Origin of the sequence: Dietzia sp. oral taxon 368 (assembly GCF_002999155.1) — a bacterium.
GTDB classification, from domain to species: Bacteria; Actinomycetota; Actinomycetes; order Mycobacteriales; family Mycobacteriaceae; genus Dietzia; species Dietzia cinnamea.
The window spans coordinates 1,851,180-1,874,693 of the sequence record NZ_CP027238.1 but is presented as its reverse complement, the minus strand read 5'-3'; the positions used below and the strand labels follow the sequence as shown (position 1 = coordinate 1,874,693).

At 72.5% G+C, this 23,514-nt stretch carries 17 protein-coding genes, 1 tRNA gene and 1 pseudogene; 8 read left to right on the top strand and 11 right to left on the bottom strand.

Annotation, left to right across the window (positions count from 1 at the left end; translation table 11 throughout):
• Positions 1-36 precede the first annotated feature (36 nt).
• From C3V38_RS08775 to C3V38_RS08755, 5 genes are read left to right on the top strand one after another with little or no spacing between them, the layout of a single operon-like run.
• Positions 37-801, top strand: coding sequence for a glycosyltransferase family 2 protein (locus tag C3V38_RS08775; RefSeq protein WP_254425931.1), 765 nt, complete (start codon positions 37-39; stop codon positions 799-801).
• Positions 798-1,184: a DUF2304 domain-containing protein gene (locus tag C3V38_RS08770; RefSeq protein ID WP_106385571.1), complete on the top strand. Its 387-nt coding sequence runs from the start codon at positions 798-800 to the stop codon at positions 1,182-1,184. The genes C3V38_RS08775 and C3V38_RS08770 overlap by 4 nt, the downstream gene beginning before the upstream one ends.
• 8 nt (positions 1,185-1,192) lie before the next feature.
• On the top strand, positions 1,193-1,474 hold the full coding sequence (locus C3V38_RS08765) for a hypothetical protein (RefSeq protein WP_106385570.1): 282 nt from the start codon (positions 1,193-1,195) through the stop codon (positions 1,472-1,474).
• Entirely contained in the window at positions 1,471-3,123 is a 1,653-nt protein-coding gene (locus tag C3V38_RS08760) for an alpha/beta hydrolase (protein ID WP_165001091.1), read from the top strand. The genes C3V38_RS08765 and C3V38_RS08760 overlap by 4 nt, the downstream gene beginning before the upstream one ends.
• An 11-nt stretch (positions 3,124-3,134) precedes the next feature.
• Positions 3,135-3,899 (top strand): hypothetical protein, encoded by a 765-nt coding sequence (locus tag C3V38_RS08755; RefSeq protein ID WP_106385569.1) that lies wholly within the window; start codon positions 3,135-3,137, stop codon positions 3,897-3,899.
• A gap of 11 nt (positions 3,900-3,910) precedes the next feature.
• On the opposite strand, the gene C3V38_RS08750 is transcribed toward C3V38_RS08755, so the two are convergent.
• The 3 genes from C3V38_RS08750 to C3V38_RS08740 form a co-directional block, all read right to left on the bottom strand.
• Positions 3,911-4,849, bottom strand: a complete 939-nt coding sequence (locus tag C3V38_RS08750; RefSeq protein WP_106385568.1) for an SDR family NAD(P)-dependent oxidoreductase — start codon at positions 4,847-4,849, stop codon at positions 3,911-3,913.
• Positions 4,850-4,940: 91 nt separating this feature from the next.
• Entirely contained in the window at positions 4,941-7,130 is a 2,190-nt protein-coding gene (locus C3V38_RS08745; protein WP_165001090.1) for a DUF6541 family protein, read from the bottom strand.
• 119 nt (positions 7,131-7,249) lie between these two features.
• Positions 7,250-9,235: a hypothetical protein gene (locus C3V38_RS08740; RefSeq protein ID WP_106385567.1), complete on the bottom strand. Its 1,986-nt coding sequence runs from the start codon at positions 9,233-9,235 to the stop codon at positions 7,250-7,252.
• Positions 9,236-9,807: 572 nt separating this feature from the next.
• Between C3V38_RS08740 and C3V38_RS08735 the strand changes: the two genes are divergently transcribed.
• A complete protein-coding gene (locus C3V38_RS08735) occupies positions 9,808-10,641 on the top strand; it encodes an HNH endonuclease family protein (RefSeq protein ID WP_061227508.1) in 834 nt (277 codons plus the stop codon).
• Positions 10,642-10,743: 102 nt separating this feature from the next.
• Here C3V38_RS08735 and C3V38_RS08730 read toward each other — a convergent pair whose 3' ends face one another.
• The 4 genes and pseudogenes from C3V38_RS08730 to C3V38_RS08715 form a co-directional block, all read right to left on the bottom strand.
• A complete protein-coding gene (locus C3V38_RS08730) occupies positions 10,744-11,634 on the bottom strand; it encodes a hypothetical protein (protein ID WP_061227509.1) in 891 nt (296 codons plus the stop codon).
• A gap of 82 nt (positions 11,635-11,716) precedes the next feature.
• Positions 11,717-12,915: pseudogene (locus tag C3V38_RS08725) on the bottom strand (CaiB/BaiF CoA transferase family protein).
• Positions 12,916-12,927: 12 nt separating this feature from the next.
• Positions 12,928-13,989 (bottom strand): acyl-CoA dehydrogenase family protein, encoded by a 1,062-nt coding sequence (locus C3V38_RS08720; protein ID WP_106386426.1) that lies wholly within the window; start codon positions 13,987-13,989, stop codon positions 12,928-12,930.
• 104 nt (positions 13,990-14,093) lie between these two features.
• A complete protein-coding gene (locus C3V38_RS08715; RefSeq protein WP_106385566.1) occupies positions 14,094-15,260 on the bottom strand; it encodes an acyl-CoA dehydrogenase family protein in 1,167 nt (388 codons plus the stop codon).
• A 256-nt stretch (positions 15,261-15,516) separates the two neighbouring features.
• Between C3V38_RS08715 and C3V38_RS08710 the strand changes: the two genes are divergently transcribed.
• Positions 15,517-16,215: an IclR family transcriptional regulator gene (locus tag C3V38_RS08710; protein ID WP_106386425.1), complete on the top strand. Its 699-nt coding sequence runs from the start codon at positions 15,517-15,519 to the stop codon at positions 16,213-16,215.
• A gap of 26 nt (positions 16,216-16,241) precedes the next feature.
• On the opposite strand, the gene C3V38_RS08705 is transcribed toward C3V38_RS08710, so the two are convergent.
• The 3 genes from C3V38_RS08705 to C3V38_RS08695 all read right to left on the bottom strand — a co-directional run bounded on the left by C3V38_RS08705 (position 16,242) and on the right by C3V38_RS08695 (position 18,644).
• Positions 16,242-17,045 carry a crotonase/enoyl-CoA hydratase family protein gene (locus tag C3V38_RS08705; protein WP_061914167.1) on the bottom strand — a complete coding sequence of 268 codons (804 nt, stop codon included), beginning with the start codon at positions 17,043-17,045 and terminating at the stop codon, positions 16,242-16,244.
• Between the two features lie 186 nt (positions 17,046-17,231).
• A tRNA-Thr gene (locus C3V38_RS08700) sits at positions 17,232-17,304 on the bottom strand.
• Between the two features lie 122 nt (positions 17,305-17,426).
• Entirely contained in the window at positions 17,427-18,644 is a 1,218-nt protein-coding gene (locus C3V38_RS08695) for a DNA polymerase III subunit delta' (protein ID WP_106385565.1), read from the bottom strand.
• A gap of 72 nt (positions 18,645-18,716) precedes the next feature.
• Here C3V38_RS08695 and C3V38_RS08690 point away from each other — a divergent pair, with 72 nt between their 5' ends.
• A complete protein-coding gene (locus tag C3V38_RS08690; protein WP_061227514.1) occupies positions 18,717-20,363 on the top strand; it encodes an adenylate/guanylate cyclase domain-containing protein in 1,647 nt (548 codons plus the stop codon).
• A gap of 15 nt (positions 20,364-20,378) precedes the next feature.
• On the opposite strand, the gene topA is transcribed toward C3V38_RS08690, so the two are convergent.
• Complete coding sequence (gene topA, locus C3V38_RS08685; RefSeq protein WP_106385564.1) at positions 20,379-23,378, bottom strand: type I DNA topoisomerase; 3,000 nt, start codon at positions 23,376-23,378, stop codon at positions 20,379-20,381.
• Positions 23,379-23,514: the final 136 nt, after the last annotated feature.

Here is a 23,514-nt window from a genome sequence, read left to right as displayed (position 1 = left end):
CGGGTTGTCCGACTGATCGCATAGTATCGACCCGCGATGACGGGTGACAGAGTGCGGGACAGCGAGCCGGGAGCGGCGGACGGACCGGCGGGCGGCCACGGCCCCGTCGGCAACCGCGATGTGTGGCTCATCGTGCCCTGTTTCAACGAGGGCACCGTGATCGAGGACGTGCTGCGCAGTGCGCGCGAGACGTTCCCCAACATCGTGGCGGTGGACGACGGGTCGGCGGACGACTCGGCCTCGGCGATCCACCGCGCCGGCGCGCACCTGGTGCGGCACCCGGTCAACCTCGGCCAGGGGGCGGCCATCCAGACCGGTGTGGAGTACGCCCGCGCCCAGCCCGGCGCCCGCTACTTCGTCACGTTCGACGCCGACGGTCAGCACCAGGTCAAGGACGTGCAGGCGATGGTCGAGCGGCTGCGCAGCGAGCCGGTGGACATCATCGTGGGCACCCGCTTCGGCCGCCCGCGCGGCCGGGACGACCAGGTGCCGCTGCTCAAGCGGCTCGTCCTGCGCACGGTCGTGCTGCTCAGCCCCCGCACCCGCCGACTGGGCCTGACCGACGCGCACAACGGCCTGCGCGTGTTCAACCGCCGCGTCGCCGACGAGCTCAACCTGCGGATGAACGGCATGAGCCACGCCAGCGAGTTCGTCGAACTCATGGACTCGCACGGATGGCGGGTCGCCGAGCAGCCGGTCGACATCCTCTACACCGAGTACTCCATGTCCAAGGGGCAGTCACTGCTCAACGGCATCAACATCCTCTCCGATGGCTTCGTGGGACGGAGGCTGCCCCGATGATCAAGGTCCTGCTCCTGCTGGCCGGCGCCGCGCTGGTCCTGTTCTTCCTGGCCAACCGCCGCAAGGCGCGCGCCAAGGCGGGCGTGAAGATCGGGTTCGTGCTGTTCGTGGTGTTCATGGTGTACGCCGTGATCCGCCCCGACGACCTCACGGTGGTCGCCAACGCGCTGGGCGTCCAGCGTGGCACCGACCTGGTGCTCTACGCGCTGGTCATGGGCTTCGCATTCGTCACCGTCTCCACCTACGTGCGGTTCCGCGAGCAGGAGCTGCGCTACTCGCGCCTGGCGCGCACCCTCGCCCTGCAGAACGCCGTGCGTCCCGACGACACGGTCGACGTCCGCGCGATGAAGCCGGCGGCGGACGACGACCCGCTGCGGCTCTGACCCCGCCCGTGGACGACGCCGTGCATGGCGAGGCCGCGCGCCTGCTGCGGCGCCTCGAGGTGGCGGGCGCTCGCCTCGACCGCGCCCGAGGCGGGCACGCGTCCGACACGGCGGGGGCCGAGAGGGGCGACGACGACGAGGTCCGCGCCCTCCTGAGCCCCGCCGCCGACAGGATCGCGCGACTGGCCGAAATCGCGGGCGCCCTGGCGGACGGCACGCTGACCGAAGCGTCGGCCGGCGAGGCGGCCCGCGCGGTGGCCGCGTCCCAACCGCACCGAGGCATCCGATGACCGGGGCACTGCCAGAGAACCCGCCGCCGGCCCGGGTCGTCGCGCTGCTCGAGCTGGCCGCCGCCCTCCTGGCGACCCGAGACGCCCTCGCGACCGCCCGCGACGCCCTGCTCACCGCACCGACCCGCTCCCCCGCGCTCGACGCCCTCGCCGACGCGATCGGCGGCGAGGCCCGCGGCCTCGACGAACAGCTTGCCGGCGTCTACCGGCTGGTCGAACTCGCCGAGGACTCCGTTGACGACCTCGACGGCCCAGACCCCCTTCCCGCGCCGCAGCGCGCCCGGCAGCGCGAGCGGCTGGACCGGGCCCGGCACAACGCGCTCGCCGACCTGACCAGGCTCGCGGGGCCCGCCGGGCCCGCGGAAGATGGGCGCGCCGACCCGAGCGCCGAGGGCAGCGGGGCCACCGGGATACCGCCCGGCGGCATCGACACGGCCGCGACCGTGGCCGGGTGGGCGACGGCCGAGCCCGAGGAGGTCTACTCGCGGATCGAGCACCTGCCGGTCGCCGACAGGCGCGTGCTCGCCCTCGCCGAGCCCGAGGCCGTCGGCGGGACGTACGGCGTGCCCTGGCCGATGCGGGCCCGCGCCAACGCGGTGGCCGTGCGCAGGGCCCTCCACCGTGAGCAACTGGCGGGCACCCCGTGGTCCCCGCGCATAGGCAGACTGGAGACCATGGCGCGGCGCGACGCTCGTCGTCGTCGTCGTTCCTTCCCCGCCTTCTCCCCGCGGCGCGGTGGCCGGATGATCGAGGTCGTGGGCGACCTCGGGCCGCGCACCGAGGCGGTCACGGTGTACGTCCCCGGCACCGGCACCAACCTCGACATGTCGCACGTCAACACCGACGTCGCCGTGGACCTCGTCGACGCCGCCGTCGGCCGGCTGGCGGTGATCGCGTTCCTCGACGGCGAGTTCCCGCAGGACATCATGGCCGACGCCGGCAACCCGCGGTACGCCGAGACGATGGCGCCGCGGCTGGTCCGGTTCTGCCGCGAGGTCGACCGGGTGATCGAGATCGAGTGCCCCGGCGCCGCTCTGACCGTGGTGGGTCATTCCTACGGCGGGCGGATCGTCGGCACCGCCGAGCGCCTCGGCCTGCGCGCCGATCGGGTCATCTACGCCGAATCCCCCGACCTCGGCGTGGGGGTGACTGGGCCGTCGGACTGGCGCGCCCCCGGCCCGGTGCGCCGCTACACCCTCACCGCACCGGGCGATCCCGTCGAGCTGCTCCAGGTCCGCTTCGGGCTGCGGCGGCAGTGGTCGCACTCCGACCTCGGCGACGGCGGCGTGCGCCTCGACACCGGCTACTTCGCCGACGGCACGCCCGTCTACGGCACCCGCGGGCACGGCGGGGTGTTCGACCGCGACAGCGACGCGTTCCGCGTGATGCTCACCGTGATGCTCGGCGGTCCGGTACCCCTGTGGCGCGAACGCGAGATCCGCGCCCGCCACACCTCCGTCCGACGCGGCGACGACGGCCAACTGCTGCCCGTCCTCCGGCGGCATGTCGCCGGCCTCTGGCTGCGCCGCGACCGCGAACCCTACGGCGACGCCGAGGTCACCTGGGAAGCGCCCGAACGACTGACGGTCGTCCCGCCGGCTACGCGCGCGGCGGGGGAAGGTGTTGGCGTTCGCACGGAGGCTGTCTGATACTGGGGCCCATGGCATCGCTCGACACCCGGTTCACCCGCCCGTCCCTCACCGCCGTGGGGATGAGCGCACTGGGGGTCCTGTCCGTCGGCCTCATCACGACCGGCCTCTGGTACGACTCCCACCGCAGCGCCCAGGCCGTCGAGCGCGCCCGCGCCCAGGTGGAGACCGCCCAGACCGGCGGCCCCACCGCCGAGCCGATCGCGAGCACCACTTCCGAGGCGACCACCGAGACCACCTCGGAGGAGACCGGCGAGCCGCCCACCGAGACCACCTCGGAGGAGGCGACCTCCACGCCCGTCGCGACGCAGGCGCCCTCGACGACCGTGCCGACCGCGGCCCCCGCGCGGCAGGACGCCACCGTCCAACCGGTCCGTCAGGCACCGGTCGCGCCCGTTGCGCCCGCCGTCCCCGTCGCGCCGGCGGCGCCCGCGCCGGACCCCGGCGGGGGCGCCGGGACCGGGGGCGCCCCGGGGGACGACCCCGGCGCGGGCCCCGGCACCGGCGAGACAGGCGGCGGAGAGGCCGACCAGGGTGAGGGTGGCGCGCAGGATGGTCAGGGCGGCCTCGAGGTGCGGCAGCCCGACGGTGCCCGGCCCGCACCCGGTTTCCCGGACCTGCTGCGGCCGTTCCTCCCCCGCCCGAACGTGCTCCCCCAGCCCAACACCGTCGGAGCCGCCGCGCTCGACGCTAACGCGGCCGAGGCTCGGACCACCGAGGGGGTGGGGGCGGCCGAGCCGGCCGACGAGGCCGACGGCGACGAGCGGGGCGAGTAAACCCGCTTGGATCAGTCGCGGAAGTAGTCGACCGTGCGGGCCACGCCCTCACGGATCGTCACCTGAGGGACCCAGCCCAGCACCTCGGCCGCGCGGCCGGCGTCCAGCGCCGAGCGGGCGACATCGCCCAGGCGGGCGGGCGCGTACTCGGGATCGTCGGCCGCGCCCGCGGCCTCGGCGACCAGCGTGTGCAGTCCACGGTCGGTGGTCTCGACGCCGGTGCCCACGTTGAACCGCAGACCGGCGGCGGCCGGCACCTCGGCGGCGCGCACGAAGGCGTCCACCACGTCGTCGACGAACACGTAGTCACGGGTGTTGCCACCGTCGCCGAACACCCGGGTGGGCTGCCCGGCGAGCAGACGCTGCGAGAAGATCGCCACGACCCCGGCCTCGCCGTGCGGGTCCTGACGCGGCCCGTACACGTTCGCGGGCGCCACGCCCGCCCACTCGATGCCGTACAGCCGCGAGAACATCTCCAGGTAGATCTCACCGGCGACCTTGCCCGCCGCGTAGGGGCTCAGCGGATCGACCGGGCGGGTCTCCGCGACCGGAAGCTCGGTGACGGGTCCGTAGATCGACCCGCCGGAGGACGTGAAGACGATCCGCCGCACACCGGCCTTGCGCGCGGCCTCCGCGAGGCGGACAGTGCCGACCACGTTGACCTCGGCGTCGTGCACCGGGTCCTCGACCGACAGGCGCACGTCGATCTGCGCGGCCAGGTGGAAGATCACCTCCGGCCGGGCCTGCGTGACGACGTCCTCGATCGCCGGGTCGGTGAGATCCAACTGGTGGAAGACGAAGCGGTCACCCGCCTCGCGCGCGGCCGCGAGGTTCTCCAACCGCCCCCGCGACAGGTTGTCCACCACCGTCACGTCGTGGCCCTCGCCCAACAGTCTGTCCACCAGGGTTGAGCCGATGAACCCGGCCCCGCCCGTCACCAGTGCACGCATACGTTCCCCTCCCTCGTGCGACGGGCCCCGCCGCCGCTCCCCCCTGTCGGAGGACAGTGTTCACGATACGACCGCGGGGTTCCCCGCGAGCTCACTCCGGCCCGTAGAGTTCCGTCGCCCTGGTGAGCGGGGTCCGCCGCTCCGGCGGGAACGGCGAGTCCTCCAGGATCTGCGCGAGCTCGGCGTCGGTGAACGCGGCGCGCACGGCGTGGATGCGTACCTGAGAATCCGCGTACACGGTGACCAGGCCGGGCGTGGTCGTCAGGTCGAGCAGGTGCTTGTTGGGCCCCTGGAACCCCCAGTAGTTCGGCGGGCTGACGTACACGTAGGTGACGCCCAGGTCGGCGAGCGCCTGATCGACCCGCGGGTCCTCGCCGGCCCGGTCCATCCGGGAGAACAGGTAGGTCGTCAGCGGGGCTGTGGAACCGGGCTGCAGGTAGTGCCGCGCCGTCGAGGGCAGGCCATGGGTGGCGTACATCCACCCGGAGCCCTCGTCGGGGTTCGTGTAGATCAGTCCTGAGTAGGCCTGCGGTTGCTCGGACAACCACTGGAAAGCACGCAGGTCGTGCTGGTCGACCATGCGGCCCCAGCGCTGGCTGGTGCCGGCCGCGGAGGCGTACTCGGGCGAGGCCTGGACGACCCACGAGCCCACGCCGACCAGGGCGGCCAGCGCCACGGCCACCCGCGCCAGCTCCACGCCGCGGCCCTCGGGATCGGTGACGGGGTCCATGAGCCGGCCCAGCCAACCCGCCAGGCCCTGTACGGTGGCGGCCACGCCCACGCCGACGGCGGCGGCCACCACCACGGCGAGCACCACCCCGATCCGGCGGGGGTCGTTGTAGTAGATGCTGCCGATCCCTCGGAGCACGCCGCCGGTCCAGTTGCCGAAGACGCTCATGGCGTTCACGCACACCACGAGCAGACCGCCCCACAGCAGGAGCGGCCACACCACGCGGCGGCGCAGCATGACGAGCAGCCCCAGCACCGCGAGAGACAGGAGCACCCAGCGCACGCCCCAGTCCTCGACGTGCCGGACCTGCAGGGCGACCGCCTTGCCCCACGTCGCGGCGCGATCGGCGCCGATCTCGAACTCGAACGCCGAGATGTCGTCGGCCTCCTCCGAGACGGTGAGGACCTGCGGCAGCAGCGTCAGCACCCCCGCCAGGCCGATGCCGGCCAGCACCACGAAGTCGCGCACCCGCCCGCGCACCGGCCGCCACAGCCCGTCGAAGAGCCACCAGAACAGCACGAACGCCCCGGCGGTGACCATCGCCGAGGGGTGGACGCCGCCGATGCCGACCAGGCCGAGTGCCGCGGCGGGGATGAGCCGCCGGTCCGCCAGCGCCGCCACCACGACCGCGGCGCCGAGACCGGCCATCCCGTTGGCCACGGCGGACGGGGTAGCGGCCACCATCACCTCGACGAACGGCAATCCGGGGAACAGCGGGGTGGCCATCGCGGCGACGGCCGCAGACGTGGCCACGACCGGCCGAGAGAAAGACCGGTGCGTGATGAGCCACGCCAGCGCCGCCACGCCGAGCGGGAAGACCAGCGCGACGCTGCCGATCTGGACGAGGTTGTACGTCTCGACCGCCCCGATGCCGCACAACCCCATTACGAGCGCGGCGATCGCGTGCCACGTGCTCGGGTAGTACAGCGTCGCGCCGTTCTCCGGATACCGCAGCGCACCGGCCTGATCGGGCGAGGCCAGGCCCACGTCGTGGATGAAGCGGATGTAGTTGGCGTGCCAGTGGGCATCCCAGCCCTGGAAGATGTTCGCGGTGCCGCCCGGCATCGCCGACAGCTCGGTGAGGATCATCTGCCCGATCAGCCAGGCGCTGACCAGCACCGCCGCGCCCGGCAGCAGCCACCACCACGCGCGCCGCCCTCGCCGACCGCCCGGCCGGCCGGGCTGCTCGACCCCCGCGGTCCCGCGAGCGCCGCGGATCCGGCCGCCCCGGACCGTCCCGCCGACCGGGCGCCCGTCGGGCCCGTCCGCCGGCCGGGATCGGCGCGCTCGTCGTCGTCGCCCCATCCACAGCACCCCGGTGATGGCCAACCCCACCACACCCACGACGGCGGCGGTGGCGGCCGTGGCGAGCACGTAGCCGCCCAGCGACCACGGCACGCCGATCCGGCCGTAAACGTAGCCGGCGATCGCGGCGATACCGAACGAGACGGGGATCGACGTGGCCACCGACAGTCGCAGGGGCAGCTGCGCGGCGGCGCCGACGATCACGCCGGGCACCACGAGGAGCGCGGTGAGGGTCATCATGACCATCGCGATGTCGATGACCCGCCTCCGTTCCCCGCCCTGTCAGCGTCTCGTCCCGGTCCACGGGCTCGTCTCGTGTCCCGCCTTGCCGACCCGCCCATTATGGTCCACCGCGCCGGGAGACCTCAGCGCGGCACCAGCACCCCGACCGGTCCGCTGCCCAGACACAGCTCGTTCAGCCCGCCGAGAGGCGAGACGGTGAGTCCGCTCCCCCCGCCGACGAGACGCACGTACACCGTGCCCAGGCCCGCCTCGACGGGCACGATCGCGGGCTCGCCGTCGTCGAGGCGCACGGACACGTGACCGTCGGCCTCGGCGAACACGTGGAGCCGCACCACCCAGTCGCGCCCGATCAGCGGCCCGTCCAGCTCGATCCGGGCGCCGTCCGCGTCGATCCGGTGGCCGCAGCCCGGCTCGGAACCCTGCGGGAGCGTGCGGCCGGGCACCACGTCGGCCGGGTGCATCCTTCCGTGCGCGTCGATCACCACCGGCTCACGCGTCCACGCCCTCACCTCCGGCACACCGGACACGCCGGCGAGCAGCCAGGACAGCCGGTGCGCGGGGGCCGCGACGGGCAGTAGCACCTCGGGCGGAACGTCCTTGTCCAGCAGCGGTTCGGTGCGGTCGTGCAGCGCGGCGAGCAGCGGCTGGAGGTAGTCGCGGGCGGGCTGCTCGGCCCAGGTCTGCCGGTAGGTGACGGTCGAGATCGCGGTCGAGGCGAGCAGCGCCGCGAGGCCGAGCGCGCCCGCGGCCGGCCACCCGCCGCGCGTCGCCGCGTTGTGCGTGCGGTGCGGCCCGCCTCGGGTCGCCGGCCCGGTTCCACGCCGCGGGGCCGCCAGGGCGAGGGCTGCCGCCGCGGCCAGTACGACGGGATATTCGGAGTGATAGCGCAGCGTCTGGACGATCTCCGCGGCGGTGTCCGGACCGGCGCGGCCGACCGCCACGAGGACCACCGGGACCAGCGGGTACAGCGCCGCGCCCGCCCAGATCGCGCCGGTGCGGCGTCGGGTGGTCAGCGACCACGCCAGCACGGCCACGCACGCGGCCGCTCCGGCGATCACCGCGGCGAGGGGCGGGTCGGCCATCGGCGGACCGGGGTGCCAGCGATCCCACCGCCACGGCCCTCCGCCGAGCGTCGGCGCGACTGCCAGCCGGTAGGCGAGGTCGACCAGAGCCGCGAACCGCAGTGGTGCGCCGTCGCCTCCCGCCCCGTCTGCCGGGCCTACAGAGCCGGTCGCGCCACTCGCCGCGCCACTCGCCGCCCCGTTCGGGTCCGGGTCGAGCGTGCCCCCGCCGAGACGGCCGACGACGACGAGGAAGACCGCCGCCCACACCGCCACGATCACGGCCTGAGCGAGCCAGGCGGCGCGGGTCCGCCGCCACAGTGCGAGCAGGTCGGCGCGCGTTCCGCTCGTCGTCCACCACCCGCCCAGCAGCACGACGGCCGCGACCGCCGGGACGATGAGGGCCTTCTCCACGAACAGCAGCCCCAGCGCGGTGGCCATCGCCGCACCCACCGCGTGCCGCGTCCTGCCCGTGCGCGCGAGGAGGACCATCGACGCGACGGCCCACGCCATCGCGGCGGTGAGCGGGAGCGCGTTGAGCGCCGCCGCCCACCATGTCGCGGCGGGCAGGCCCAGCGGGATCGCCAGTGCCGCCGTCAGCGGGACGAGCAGGACCGTCCGCCCCGACAGCAGCACCCACAGCATGCGGGCCAGCGCCGCGCCGGAGACCAGCTGGAGCAGTGCGATCTGCAGCAGCGGCATCCGGAAGTCCAGCGGCGCCAGATGGGCGGACAGCCAGACCAGGGCCATCCCGCCGGGCATGAGGTGACCGTCGTGGTCGGTGAACAGCAGGTCCGGATCCGGCCACGCGTGCCGGGCGGCCAGGCCGTGGAGGATGAGGTCGTCCCAGTAAAACCAGCCCGCCGCCGCGACCCACAGCCGCACCCCCGTGGCCGCCAGCACCACGAACGCGCAGGACACGAGCAATGCGCGGCGGCCGAGCACGGGGCGGGAGGGCGCGGGCGCGGACTCGGTGCACGGACCGGTCTCGGCGGCAGGATCCGTCTCGGCGGGTGCGGGGCTGCGGTCGGGGGTCGCGGGCGGCATCGCGGGCAAGGCTAGCCGGATCCCGGGCCCCGGAGTCTTCGGTGTCCGCGCGCGTCGGCCGGGAAAGTCCGCACACGCCGCCTCGGCCACAGCCGCGCGCGGCCATGGCGTCTCGCCCGTCCCCCTGCGCAGGCCAGACGCCATGGCGAGGAGCGACGATGAATATCCCGCGCATCCACGGGAGCGAGACGCCAGGGAGGAGAGCGGGGGTGGGCCGGGCGCGCCCTCAGCGCGAGCGGTGACAGGAGCGAGACGCCAGGCCCGAGAGCGAGACGCTGGCGCCGGGAGCGGCTGCGAGCCCAGCATGTCCCCCACCCACCGCCTCGGCCACAGCCGCGCGCGGCCATGGCGTCTCGCCCGTCCCCCTGCGCTGGCCAGACGCCATGGCGAGGAGCGACGATGAGTATCCCGCGCATCCGCGGGAGCGAGACGCCAGCGCCGGGAGCGAGACGCCAGGGAGGAGAGCGGCTGTGGGCCGGGCCGCGTGCATGCGCTCCCGCTGATGCGCAGCCGCGTCTGCTGATGCCCTGCCGCGGGCGGGGATGTCCGAGGCCGTCGCTAGGGTGCCCCGCATGAGTTCCGGAACCCCTCGTGCAGTCGGTGCAGTCGTCCTCGGTGTGGCCATGCTGGCAGGGATCGGCTGGTGCGCGGAGGCCGGGGACGGCGCTCCCGGCACGACCGGAACTCCCCAGAGCTCGCAGGTCGATCCGGGCGGGCCCGTCTCGTCGTCGTCGCCGATCCCACCGGCCCCGCCCGCGCCGGACGCGGGCACAACGGCCGACCCCGCGCCGCCGGCCGACCCCGCGCCGCCAGCGGACCTGTCGGGCGACCCGCAGGTCATCGCCGCGAAGGTGGCGCTACCGCAACTCGAGGTTAAGGGCCGTGCGCCCAGGACGGGCTACGACCGCGACCTGTTCGGCCAGTCCTGGACCGACGACGTGTCCGTCGAATTCGGGCGCAACGGCTGCGACACCCGCAACGACATCCTCAAGCGGGACCTCACGGACCTCACCTTCCGGCCGGGAACCCGCGACTGCGTGGTCCTCACCGGCGTCCTCGAGGGCCCGTACACCGGGGAGCGCATCGAGTTCACGCGCGGACAGGACACCTCCTCGGAGGTGCAGATCGACCACGTGGTGGCGCTGTCGGACGCGTGGCAGAAGGGCGCCCAGCAGCTCACCGAGGAACAGCGGCGCGATTTCGCCAACGACCCACTGAACCTCATGGCCGTGGCGGGGTGGGCCAATCAGCAGAAGGGCGACGGCGACACCGCCACATGGCTACCGCCGCGTCGCGAGTTCCGCTGCTCGTACGTGTCACGGCAGGTGCTGGTCAAGGAGCGCTACGGGCTGTGGGTGACGGCCGCCGAGCGCGACGCGATGGACCGGATCCTGGCAAGCTGCTGACGCCCGGGGGCCCGGCGGGCCGGGCGGGCCGGGCGGGCCGGGCGGACTGTTGAGCGGCGCACCCGGGCTGGTCGACCTGCCCGGGCTGATCGATCCGGCCGCTCAGAAGTCGAAGAAGCCGCCGCCGTCGCCGCCGAACAGACCCCCGTCGAAGAACCCGCCGCCGCCGTCTCCCCCTCCGCCATCGCCGCCGAAGAGCCCGCCGTCGAAGAAACCACCGCCGTCACCACCGGCGTCTCCGCCCTCGCCACCGTCGCCGCCGAACAGGCCGCCGTCGAAGAAGCCCTCGCCGTCGCCGCCGTCAGCGCCGCCCATGTCACCGACGTCGGCGCCGCCCTCGCCGACCCCGGCCGCGAAATCCTCACCGGAGTAGCCGACGCCCGCCATTCCGGCGAACAGCATGTTGAACATCATCATCGAGCCCATCGTCCAGACGCCGGTGGCCAGCGCGGACGCCCACCAGGGCTCCGAGTACCAGCCCGCGGGCACCGGGCGGCCCGCCACGACACCACCCGGGTAGTAGTGCGGGGTTTCGTCGCTCGGGTCGGTGGCGGCCTTCAACTTGCGGCCCTCGACCTCGACCTCGCGGTCCTCGGTCACCCGGCCGGCGCGATCCTGGCCGGGGGTCGGCGGCAGCTCAGGGCCGGGGTCGAGGCCCATCGCCGAACGGGCGGCGCGCACGTAGTACAGGCCCTCCAGCGCGGTGTCCTTGGCCAGCTGGGCCTGCACGGGCGTGCGCGCCTTCTCCAGCTCCGCCACGGCGGCGGTGTAGCGCTCGGAGGCGTCGGCCATCGCCTGCTTCGACGCCTCGTCCGTGCCGTCGAGATTGAAGACCTGCCCGCCGAGCCGCTCGATCCAGCGGGACGCCTCGGCGCGGTAGTCCTCGAGATGACGGTTGTGGTGCGCCTCCAGCTGCGTCTGGCCCTTGTTCTGGCTGCGGGAGATCACAGCGACGGCCACCGCGATCACTGCGGCGATGAGGAGGAATTCCACGACACGACCTTTCTCGGTACTGGTTCCGAGGGTACCGAGAACGCTGGTTCAGGTGCGCCGTCCGCCGGGGTCAGGGGCGCCGTCAGGGGCGGCCGTCCCCGCCGCTCACCACGCCCGCCTCGCGCAGGCGGGCCACCTCCGCCCGGCCGATCCCGAACCCGGTGAGCACCTCGTCGGTATCCGCCCCGCGAGGGCGTGGGCCGAAACGGACGGACCCGGGCGTCTCGGACATCTTCACCGGAATCCCGACGCTGCGGTACCCCTCCCGCTCGACCACCATCTCGCGGTGCAGGACGTGCGGCATCTCGAGTGCCTCGCCGACCTGGTTGACCGCCCCGGAGGGCACTCCCGCGGCGCGGAGCCGAGCCGCGAGGTCTTCACGGCCGATCGAGCCGACGAGATCCCCGAGGATCACCCGGAGCTCCTCCGCGTGCGCGAGCCGGTCGGAGTTGGTGCGGAAACGGGGGTCGTCGGCGAGGTCGGGCGCGCCCAGCGCAGCCGCGAGGGAACGGAACTGGCGGTCGTTGCCGGCCCCGATGAAGAAGTGACCGTCCACGCACGTGAAGGTCTCGTAGGGGCAGATCGTCGGGTGGGCGACCCCGGTCCTGACAGGCTGTTCGCCGCTCGCGAACCACTTCCCGGCGTGCGGGTGCAGGATCGACACGGCATTGTCGAGCAGCGCGAGATCGATCAACTGCCCGCGCCCGGTCGACTCGCGGGCGTGCAGCGCCAGCAGGATCCCGTTCATCGCGTTGAGGCTGGTGACGATGTCGACCAGCGGGATGCCGATCCGCATCGCCGGGCCCTCGGGTTCTCCGTTGATGCTCATCAGGCCGGACAGCGCCTGCAGGACCGCGTCGTAGCCCGGCGCCCCGCCCAGGGGGCCGTCGACGCCGTACCCGGTGATGCGGCAGTGGATCAGTCGCGGGAACCGCTCGGCGATCACCTCGTCCGCCAGCCCCACCGTTCGAGGGTCCCGGCCTTGAAGTTCTCGATCACCACGTCCGCGCCCTCGAGCATCCGCCGCAGCAGAGCCTGCCCGTCCTCGGTGCGCAGGTCGATGCTCACGTTGCGCTTGTTGCGGTTGAGCCCGTCGAAGTAGGCACTGTGGTCGGCCCGCACGAACGGCGGCCCCCACCCGCGGGTCTCGTCCCCGTCCGGGGGCTCGACCTTGATGACGTCGGCACCGTGGTCGGCGAGCATCTGCCCGCACAGGGGACCGGCGAGGACGCGGGACAGGTCCACCACCCGGATGTCGGTGAGCGCGCCGGTGCGCGGCATGTCGGTCACGGCTCAGGCTCCCGTCACGCGGTCGAGCCACGCGGCGGCGGGGCTCTCCACCGGGGCGCCCTCGACGATCAGGGGCCACGCACCGTCCATGCCGTCGCGGACCGCCGCGTCGGCGAGCAGCGACTCCCAGTAGGCGGCCGAGCCGAACTCCCCACGCCACTGCAGGGCGGGCAGGGTCACGCGGTGCAGGGTGTGCTCGTGGGTCGTCCCGATCGCGCCGTGGACCTGGTGTGCGTTGCGGACGGCCACGGCGAGCGCCTGCGAGACGACGCTTCGCGCGACGGCCACCCGGAATCCGGACAGCGGACCGGCGAGGTCGGTGGCCAGTGCATCGGCGACGGCCTGATCGGCCGCCGCCCGGGCGAGGACGGTTTCCGCGGCGATGTCGACGACGAGGTTCTGCACCGACTGGAATCGGGCCAGTGGCCGGCCGAACTGGGTCCGCTCGGTGGTGTGCGCGACGGCCGAGTCGAGCATCCCCTCGGCGGCGCCCAGGCACTGCACCGCTCGCGCCAACGCTCCCCGCAGGACTGCGACCTCGACCGGGCCCGGCTCGACGGCGGTCCACTCGACGTCCTCGGGCGGCGTCACGTCGGCCAGCGGGACCGCGGAGACCCCTCGGGCCGCCGCGACGCCGGTCCGGCCGGTCCGCACTTCGGCCACCTCGTACCCGCCGGCCGGGCGGCCGCCCACCTCGTCGTCGTCCCCTCCTGCCGGTCGCACGAACAGGACGGTGTCGGTCGCACCCGCCCAGGGGACCCTCCGTGCGTGTCCGTCGGGGCCGAGCACCGCGAGGGTCGCCATCCCGGCGGAGGCGTCGTCGAGCGCGGCGGCGCGGCGGAGGGGCCCGACGACGAGGTCGGTCTCGGCGTAGGGAACGGCCACTCCCGCGGCCGCGGACAGGCGGAGAAGGGCAGCCGCCTCGGCCCAACCGGCACCGCTGCCACCTGAGGTCTCGGGGGCGGTGAGCCGGGCGAGGCCGACCTCGGCCAGGGTCCGCCACACGGCCGCGGGGTCCGGCTCGATGCCCGGGCCGGAGTGCTCGGCCAGGACGTCGCCCATCATGGCCAGAAGGTCCTCGTCGACGGCGAGGTCGGCGGTCGCGGCCTGCTGGTCGGATGTGGCGGCCTGCTGGTCGGTGGTGGTCTGCAGATCAGTGGTGGCGTGGCTCATCGCATCCCCAGTCCCCGCGCGATCACGCCGCGCAGAATCTCGTTGGTCCCGCCGCGCAGCGTGAAGCCGGGGCGTTGATGGAGTCCGGCGCGGAGCAGGTCGGCCAGCTCGGACGCCGCCGCGTCGCCGTCGCCCGGCCGGAACTCGTCGCCGAGGCCGGTGGAGACCGCGTCGACGAGGTCCCCCTCCGTGGTGGTGCCGAGCAGCTTGACCAGCGCGGCGGCGGTGTCGGCGGGTTCACCTCGTTGGAGCGCGCCGGCGATGTTCTGGCTCAGCGAGTGCAGGCCGGCCATCCGCGCCACCGACCGACCCAGGTCCGCGCGGGCGGGCAGCGCTCCCTCCGCGACCGCCCCGATCTCGGCGGCGAACAGGCGGAACGAGGACAGGAACCGCTCGGGGCCGCTGCGTTCGAAGGCGAGCTCGGAGTTGACCTGCTCCCACCCGTTACCGAGGGCCCCGAACACCATGGCGTCGGGGACGAACACCTCGTCGAGGATCACCTCGTTGAAGTGGTGATCGCCCGACAGTGACACGATCGGCCGGACGGTCACGCCCTCACCGCGCAAATCGACGATGAACTGGCTCAGGCCCGCGTGGCGGTTCGTGGTGTCCAGGGGCTCGGTCCGGCACAGGGCGATGAACGCCTCGGCGTGCTGGGCGCCGGACGTCCACACCTTGGTGCCGGTGATCGACCAGCCGCCGTCGACCTTCACGCCCTTCGTGCGGACGCTGGCGAGGTCGGAGCCCGAATCCGGCTCGCTCATCCCGATGCCGAAGCAGCACTCGCCCGCCGCGATCCTGGGCAGGTATTCGCGCTTCTGCTCCTCGGTGCCGTAGCGCAGCAGCGATGGGGCGATCTGCCGGTCGGCGACCCACTGCGCGGCCACGGGTGCGCCCACGGAGAGCAGTTCCTCGGTGACGACAAAGCGCTCGAGGAATGTGCGACCGCGACCGCCGTACTCGGTGGGGATCGTCATCCCGACCCACCCACGCTCGGCCAGTCGGCGCGTGAAGTCCTCGTCCCACCTGGTCAGCCAGGTGTCGATCCACGGGGTCAGTCGCCCCGCCGCGATCTCGTCCGCGAGGAAGGTACGGACCTCCGCCCGCAGGGCGGTCATCTCCGCCGATTCCAGGGTCGTGGGTGGGGCGAGCGCGGACCTCATCGGTGCTCCTCGGGTCGGGGTGCGGTGACCGGGGTTCGCCGGTCCGGGGATTCCCGGCGCCGGTAGTGACCGGCAGCACGGGACCAGCATCGCACGGCTGCGCGTTTTACGCACTGGCGGAATGAGGTACGTGTCTAGGAATCGAAGCGCCGACTTCCAATTGGCCGGATACTGTTACCTCATGACGGAGAGCGAGACGACGGGCGGCGACTCCGCGCGCGACGCCGGCCGGACCGGCGAACGACCACGCCACCGGATGGTCGACCGGGTCGCCGCGATCATGGAACTCGTCGCGCGTTCCGCCTCGGGGATGACGCTGACCGCGGTGGCCAAGGCCCTCGACGCGCCCATCAGCTCGACCCAGGGGCTCCTCAACGGCCTGGTCGCCGTGGGGTATCTCGACGAGCGGAACCGGGTCTACACGCTCGGCACCGCTCCGTACCTGCTCAACGTCATCGCCGGACGGCCACCTGTCACCTCGGTGAGCCACGAGCAGCTGGAGGCGCTGCACTCACAGACCGGACTCACGACGACTCTGTCGACTGATGTCGGCGACGACCTGTTCTACGTGGACTTCGTCTCCTCCGACCCGCACTACGCCTACCTCGCGGAGAACAAACTGCGTCGCTCTCTGCTGCGGACCTCGTCCGGGTGGCTACTCCTCGCGGACCGCGAGCGGCGGGACGTATGGGCCTACCTCAACTCGCGGCCCGGAGAGGACGCCGAGTACGTCGACCGGTTCCTCGCCGCTCTCGACGACCTGATCGATACCGGGGTCTGCCTCGCGCCCGGCGTGGCCGTCGACGGCGGGGACGGTGTCTCCGTCGCACTGCGCGAGCGCGGCCGCACCATCGCGACGGTCGGCGTGATCGGCAGTCGGGCCGAGATCCTCGCCCGCAAGGACGAGCTCGCGGGCGTGTGCCTCGAGCACGCGGCCTCGTGGGGCCTCCGGTAGCCGGAAGGGCCCGCAGCCGCCGCCGGCTACCGCCCCTCGTACCGACCGGCGCGCTTGTCCCCGAACGCCGCGAGCGCTTCGTGGTGATCCTCGGTGTGGTGGGCCAGGGCCTGCATCGCCGCGGACAGCTCGAGCAGCGACTCCAGCGACTGGTGCTGGGATTCGCGCAGCAGTCGCTTGGCCATCCGGACCGAGTGCGGCGGGTTCTTGGCCACCCGGGCGGCGAGACCGCGGGCCGAGTCCATCAGGTCGTCGGGGTCGACCACCTGGTTGACCAGGCCCCACTCGGCGGCCTGCTCCGCCTGCACCCGGTCGCCGGTGAGAGCCATCTCCGCCGCACGCGCCGGACCGATCGCCTTGGTGAGCAGCCAGGCCCCGCCGTCGCCGGGGATGATGCCCAGTTGCACGAAACTCTCCGCGAACCACGCGCTGGTGGACGCCACCCGCAGGTCGCACATCACCGCGAGATCGCACCCCGCCCCGACGGCCGGCCCGTTGACCGCGGCCACCACAGGGACCTCGCAGTGGTACAGGGCGCGGGGGATTCGCTGGATCCCGTGGCGGTAGCCGTCGCGGAGCTGATACGGCGAACCCCCGAACATGCCGGCCCGGTCGGCCATGTCCTTCACGTTGCCGCCCGCCGAGAACGCCGAACCCGCGCCGGTGAGCACCACGGCGCGCACATCATGGTCGGCATTGACCACCGCAACCTGCCCACAGAGGGCGTCGACGATGGCCGGATCCGAGATGGGGTTGCGGGTGTCCGGGAGGTTCAGGGTCCACGTCTCGATGTGGTCGGCTCGCTCGACGAGCAGGGGCGCTGAGGCCATGAGGGGACTTCTTTCGTGGTCGCGGAAACCGGCTCGCTATCTAACTACGTAAACCGTTACCCGACAGTATCGACCCGGCGCGTCACCGTCAACGATCACCGCCCTCTCGGGTCCGCCCGTACGCACGGTTGCGGAACGACAGAACCCCCGGCCGTGAGGACCGGGGGTCTGAGGAACTCTCTGCGGAGCCGCGTGTCGGAATCGAACCGACGACCTTTTCATTACGAGTGAAATGCTCTACCGACTGAGCTAACGCGGCGAGCCCTTGTGGGGCGACGCAACTATATCCGACGGACCCCCTGAGCCGAAAAACGGCCCGCGCCGGGACGCCTCCGCCGTCACTCCCCCGGCGCTCACGCCGGCCCACTCCAGCCTGGCGGGTCAGGAGCTGAGCGCCGCGCGAATCGCACCGACCATCGCCGACACCGCGAACTTCGGCTTGACGTTGACCTTGATCGCGGCCCGGCACTCCTGCACCGCCTCGATCGCCTTGAGGATCGAGGCAGCCGAATAGTGCCCGCCGAGGCGCGCAGCCTCCTCGGCCTTGTCGGGGTGGACCGCGGCGACGTCGCGGGCACCGAGCGCGACGATGAGTGCATCCCGGTAGAAGCCGGCCAGGTCGACCAGGGCGAGGTCCAGCGAGTCACGGGTGGAGCGGGTTCGCCGGGACTTCTGTGCACGTTCGAGTTCCTTGACCGCGCCCGTCGCCCCGCGGCCGGCGGACGCGGTGCCCTTACCTGTGCCGCCGGCGCCGAGGGCGGTACGTAATTCCTCGACCTCTCGCTCGTCCGACTCGGTGTTGCGCGCGAGCGCTTCCTGCTCGGCGGAACTGACGAGCCGGCTCGCGAGCGGGAAGGCCCGCCCGGGGTTGTGCATGACCATCGGCAGTTGGAGGACGACGTCCCGACGTTCGCGGGTCGCCTCATCGGTGGCCAACCACCGCGCCCGCCCCACGTGCCCGGAGGAAACCGAGGCGGCCCACCGCGCGAGATCCGGCTCGATCGCGTCGCCGTCGGCGAGAAGGACCCGCTCGACCGCCTCGGCGTTCGGCTGGCGCAGCGCGACGTTCCTCGACCGCGAGCGGAGTGTGACCATGATGTCCATCGGATCGGTGGTCGGCGAGCACAGCAGGAACACGGTCCGGCTCGGCGGCTCCTCCACCACCTTGAGCAGCGCGTTGCCGGACTGCTCCGTGAGCCGGTCCGCCTCCTCCACCACGACTATCTGCCACCGACCGGTCCCTGGACGGCTGGCCGCGCGGTGGATGGTCTCCTTGACGTCCTTGAGGAGGATGTTCACGCCCTGCGGGGCGAGCAGGTGGACGTCGGCATGAGTTCCCGCCAGGACGGTATGGCACGCGCGGCACCGACCGCACCCCACCACGTCGGGGTCCTCGCACTGCAGGGACGCCGCGAATGCCATTGCCGCCACACTGCGTCCGCTGCCCGGCGGCCCGGTGAACAACCACGCGTGGACCATGCGCGGGTCGGACTCGTCCCACCCCTGGCCCGGGACGCGGGCACGGGCGGCCGTCGCGGCAGCGGTCAGCTCCGCCACGACGTCGGCCTGTCCGGCCAATCGTTCGAACACCCCGGGCATGGCCCCACCTTATCCCCGCGGACCGACACACCTGAGCCCCCACCGGCACCGGCGCGAACTAGGCTGGGACCGATGGAGCGCTGGGTCAGGTTGTTCAGGTGGCTGTGGGCCACCCCCTGGCCCGTGTATGCGCTCACGATGGTGCAGGCCAACATCATCGGCGCGGTCTTCGTGTTCTCGTTCCTGCGCTTCGTGTTGCCGGTGGACCGGTTCCTGGACCTCGACGAGTTCCGGTTCCTCAACCAGTACCTCTTCATCGGCTACCTGGTGCTGGCCTTCATCGGCGGAGTCATCGCCTCCACACTGCTCCTGTTACCCGTGCTCAGAGTGGACCGGGCGGGCGCGGAGTTCGACGGCGCCATCCGCCGCCGCACCCTGCGTCTGCCGTTCCACCAGGCGATCATCTCGGGCACGATGTGGCTCATCGGGACCCTGCTGTTCGCCGCCGTCAACGTCGGGCACTCCCCCAGGCTCGCCCTCATCGTGTCGGTGACGAGCCTCCTGGGCGGGAGCACGACCGTCCTCATCTCCTATCTCCAGGCCGAGCGGATCATGCGGCCGATCACCGTGCGCGCGCTGGCCAGCGGCGTGCCGGCCAACCGGCACGTCCCCGGCGTCCGGCGCCGGATCTTCCTGGGCTGGGCGCTGACGACGGTCATCCCGATCGCGGGCATCCTGCTCATCCTCACCGGCCACTGGTTCGGACTGTTCGGTGACGACCCCGGGACCATCCTCGTCGCGCTGGCGGTCCTGGCGAGCGTCGCCGTCATCGCCGGCGCCATCGGCATGGGGCTGGTCTCGGACTCGATCGCCGACCCCGTCCGCGAGATGCAAGCGGGTGTCAGCCGCGTCAAGCAGGGCGACCTCGAGACGCGCGTGACGATCTACGACAGCTCGGAGATCGGCCGCCTGGCGCAGGGCTTCAACGAGATGGTGACCGGCTTGCAGGAGCGCGAGGCGATCCAGGACCTGTTCGGCCGCTACGTCGGCGAGGACGTTGCCCGCAACGCCCTCGAGCGCGGCACCGAACTCGGTGGGCAGGAGCGGGAGGTCGCGGTGCTGTTCGTGGACCTCACCGGGTCGACCGAGTTCGCGGCAGCACACGAGCCCGCCGAGGTCGTGTCGGTGCTCAACGAGTTCTTCCGGATCGCGGTCGAGGCCGTCGACTCCAACGGCGGGTACATCAACAAGTTTCAGGGAGACGCACTCCTCGCGGTCTTCGGCGCGCCCCTGGAGGTGGACAACGAGGCCGGCCGCGCCCTGCGCGCCGCCCGCGCACTGCAGAGCCGCCTCGCCGAGCTGTCGCCGCTCTCCGCGGGCATCGGCGTCTCCTACGGGACGGTCATCGCCGGGCACATCGGTCACGCCAAGCGGTTCGAGTACACGGTGATCGGCGACCCGGTCAACGAGGCCGCGCGCCTGACGACGTTGGCCAAGATGGAGCAGGGGCACGTGCTGGCCTCGGCGGCGACGATCCACCACGCGGACGGCCCGGAAGCCGCGCGGTGGGTGCTGGGCCAGAGCGTCGAGTTGCGCGGCCGCGGGATCATGACCCAGCTCGCTCGGCCCCTTCGCCCCACCCTGGCGGATCGGTGGCAGGCGGGCGACGCCGTACGGCGGTCCGCGACCGACGCCGGGTCCGTCGCATCCGCGGCGTCGGACGCACGCCCCGCCGCCGCTCCGGCAGCCGACGCGGTCGTCGACGACGCGACGCTCTGACCGACCCGCAGTCCGTCAGCGACGGGAGGAGGCCGCCTTCTTCGCCGGGGCTCTACGGGCGCCCGACTTCGTGGCGGGGGCCCTCTTGGCCGGCGGCGACTTGGCCCGACGCTCCGAGAGCAACTCGGCGGCCCGCGCATCGGTGAGACTCTCCACGGTGTCACCCTTGCGCAGAGACGCGTTGGTCTCGCCGTCGGTCACATAGGGGCCGAACCGGCCGTCCTTGACCAGCATCTGCTTGCCGGAGACCTCGTCGATCCCCATCTCGCGCAGTGCCTTGGGCGCAGCGGCCTGGCGGCCCCGACGCTTGGGCTCGGAGTAGATCTTCAGCGCCTCCTCGAGCGTCACCGTGAACACCGCGTCCTCGGACTCGAGGGTGCGCGAGTCGGTGCCCTTCTTCAGGTACGGCCCGTACCGGCCGAGCTGTGCGGTGATCTCCTCGCCGCTGGCGGGGTCGACACCGACGACGCGGGGCAGTGACAGGAGTTTGAGCGCCTCCTCCAACGTGACCGTCGCCGGATCCATGGACTGCATGAGCGACCCGGTCCGCGGCTTGGGCCCGGTCGGGTTCTCGGAGTCCTTCTTCGCCTTGCGCGTGACCGCGGCCTTGGCCTTCGTGGCGGCCTTCTTGGCCTCCGCCTTGGCCTCGTCGTCCTTCGCCGCGGCGATCGCGGCGTCGCGCTCGGCGTCGATCCGCTTCTTCTCCGCCTCGGCGTCGGCGAGCACCTTCTTCGCCCACGCGGCCTTCTCGGCGTCGCTCGGCTCGGGCAGCTTCTCTGTGACGTAGGGCCCGTAGCGTCCGTCCTTGACGACGATCTCGTGCCCGGTCTCGGGGTCCACGCCCAGCGGACGCCCGTCCTGCGGGGTGGCGAAGAGCTTCTCGGCCACCTCCAGGGTGAGCTCGTCGGGGCTCATGCCCTCGGGCAGGTTGGCGCGCTGCGACTCCTCTTCTCCGGACTCGCCCGTCACCATCCGCTCGAGGTACGGACCGTAGCGACCGACGCGCACGTAGACGGGGCGCCCCTCGGCGTCGTCGAACACGCGGATCGAGTTGATGCTGCGGGCGTCGATGGCCTCGAGGTTCACGTCGACGAGGTTCTTCAGCCCCACCGCGTAGTTCGAGTCCGCGTCGCCCTCACCCCCCTCGCCGTGGCCCCCCGGGCCACCGACGCCGAAGTAGAAGCGGCGCAGCCAGTCGCTCCGGTTCTCCCGACCCTCGGCGATCGCGTCGAGCTCGTCCTCCATGAGGGACGTGAAGTCGTAGTCGACGAGCCGGCCGAAGTTCTGCTCGAGCAACCCGACCACCGCGAACGCCACCCAGCTGGGCACGAGCGCGTTGCCGCGCGAGTAGACGTAGCCGCGGTCCTGGATGGTGCGGATGATGCTGGCGTAGGTCGACGGGCGTCCGATGCCCATCTCCTCCATCGCCTTGACGAGGCTGGCCTCGGTGTAGCGGGCCGGCGGGCTGGTGGTGTGGCCCTCGGGCAGGAGGTCCGAGCCGGTGAGGTGCTGTCCCTCGGACAGCTGCGGCAGGCGCCGTTCGGCGTCGTCGGCCATGGGCTTGTCGGCGGACTCGGCGGCATCGTCGGCGGCCTCGACGTAGGCCTTGAGGAAGCCCGGGAACGTGATGGTGCGGCCGGAGGCGGAGAAGGTGGCGCGGGAGTATCCGGAGGCGTTGGCCCCGGCCTGCCCGCTGATGCGGATGCTCACCGAGGTGCCGCGGGCGTCGGCCATCTGGGAGGCGACGGTGCGCTGCCAGATCAGCTCGTAGAGGCGGTACTCCTCCGCGTCCAGCACGCTGTGCAGCTGGCCGGGGGTGGCGAATGACTCACCGGCGGGGCGGATGGCCTCGTGCGCCTCCTGCGAGTTCTTGACCTTGCGCGTGTACTGCCGCGGCGTGGGCGAGACGTACTCGCTGCCGTAGAGCTCCGTCGCCTGCGCCCGGGCGGCGGCGATGCCACCCTCGGACAGGGTGGTGGAGTCCGTTCGCATGTAGGTGATGTAGCCGTTCTCGTACAGCCGCTGCGCGATGCGCATGGTGCGCTCGGACGTGTACCGGAGCTTGCGGCCGGCCTCCTGTTGGAGGGTCGAGGTCATGAACGGCGCGTAGGGGCGCCGTGTGTAGGGCTTGGACTCGACGGTGTCGACGACGAAGTCGGCACCGTCGAGAGCCCCGGCCAGCGCGCGGGCCGCGGGCTCGTCGAGCACGACGGAGTCCTTGGCTGCGCCGGTGGTCTTCAGCCTGCCGTCCGGGCCGAAGTCACGGCCCTGCGCCACCCGGGCGCCATCGACGGCGGAGAGCTTGGCCGTGAAGCTGCGTGGCTCACCGGCGTCACCTCCGGCCGAGCGCTGCGTCGCCAGGGTTGCGGTGATGTCCCAGTAGTCGGCGGCGACGAACGCCATGCGCTCGCGCTCGCGCTCGACGATGACGCGGGTGGCCACCGACTGCACACGCCCGGCGGACAGCCGCGGCATGACCTTCTTCCACAGCACGGGCGAGACCTCGTATCCGTAGAGACGGTCGAGGATGCGGCGGGTCTCCTGGGCGTCGACGAGGTCGGTGTCCAGCTCGCGGGTGTTCTCGGCGGCGGCGAGGATGGCGGGCTTGGTGATCTCGTGGAACACCATGCGCTTGACGGGGACCTTGGGCTTGAGCACCTCGAGGAGATGCCAGGCGATCGCCTCACCCTCGCGGTCGGGGTCCGTCGCCAGCAGGAGCTGATCCACCCCCGCGAGCTCCTTCTTGAGCTCGGAGACCTTCTTCTTCTTGTCGGCGCTGACCACGTAGATGGGCTCGAAGTCGTCCTCCGGGTTCACGCCCAGCCGCGCCCACGGCTCCTTCTTGTACTTGGCCGGGATGTCCGCGGCGCCCTTGGGCAGGTCGCGGATGTGACCGACGGAAGCCTCGACCACATAGTCGGACCCCAGATAGGGCTGGATCTTGCGCGCCTTGGTGGCGGACTCGACGATCACCAGGCTCCGCTTGCCGCCCGATGCTGTCTTCTTGCTCGCCACTGGAGTGCTCCCAACCTGCGCTGATCCGTCGGCGACGCCCGCCGTCGACTCCGGTCCCGGTTACGGTACGCGTGCCGGAGCCTTTCCATACAGATTCATACCAGGCCGGTCCGTCACGGGAAGAAACGCGATCCAC

Coding starts and splice junctions, on each gene's coding strand:
- C3V38_RS08745 (WP_165001090.1), bottom strand. CDS start 7,130: ATGGTCATGATGACCCTCACCGCGCTCCTCGTGGTGCCCGGCGTGATC.
- C3V38_RS08760 (WP_165001091.1), top strand. CDS start 1,471: ATGACCGGGGCACTGCCAGAGAACCCGCCGCCGGCCCGGGTCGTCGCG.
- C3V38_RS08755 (WP_106385569.1), top strand. CDS start 3,135: ATGGCATCGCTCGACACCCGGTTCACCCGCCCGTCCCTCACCGCCGTG.
- C3V38_RS08715 (WP_106385566.1), bottom strand. CDS start 15,260: ATGAGGTCCGCGCTCGCCCCACCCACGACCCTGGAATCGGCGGAGATG.
- C3V38_RS08720 (WP_106386426.1), bottom strand. CDS start 13,989: ATGATGGGCGACGTCCTGGCCGAGCACTCCGGCCCGGGCATCGAGCCG.
- C3V38_RS08740 (WP_106385567.1), bottom strand. CDS start 9,235: ATGCCGCCCGCGACCCCCGACCGCAGCCCCGCACCCGCCGAGACGGAT.
- C3V38_RS08695 (WP_106385565.1), bottom strand. CDS start 18,644: ATGCCCGGGGTGTTCGAACGATTGGCCGGACAGGCCGACGTCGTGGCG.
- C3V38_RS08775 (WP_254425931.1), top strand. CDS start 37: ATGACGGGTGACAGAGTGCGGGACAGCGAGCCGGGAGCGGCGGACGGA.
- C3V38_RS08690 (WP_061227514.1), top strand. CDS start 18,717: ATGGAGCGCTGGGTCAGGTTGTTCAGGTGGCTGTGGGCCACCCCCTGG.
- C3V38_RS08710 (WP_106386425.1), top strand. CDS start 15,517: ATGGTCGACCGGGTCGCCGCGATCATGGAACTCGTCGCGCGTTCCGCC.
- C3V38_RS08750 (WP_106385568.1), bottom strand. CDS start 4,849: ATGCGTGCACTGGTGACGGGCGGGGCCGGGTTCATCGGCTCAACCCTG.
- C3V38_RS08735 (WP_061227508.1), top strand. CDS start 9,808: ATGAGTTCCGGAACCCCTCGTGCAGTCGGTGCAGTCGTCCTCGGTGTG.
- C3V38_RS08705 (WP_061914167.1), bottom strand. CDS start 17,045: ATGGCCTCAGCGCCCCTGCTCGTCGAGCGAGCCGACCACATCGAGACG.
- C3V38_RS08770 (WP_106385571.1), top strand. CDS start 798: ATGATCAAGGTCCTGCTCCTGCTGGCCGGCGCCGCGCTGGTCCTGTTC.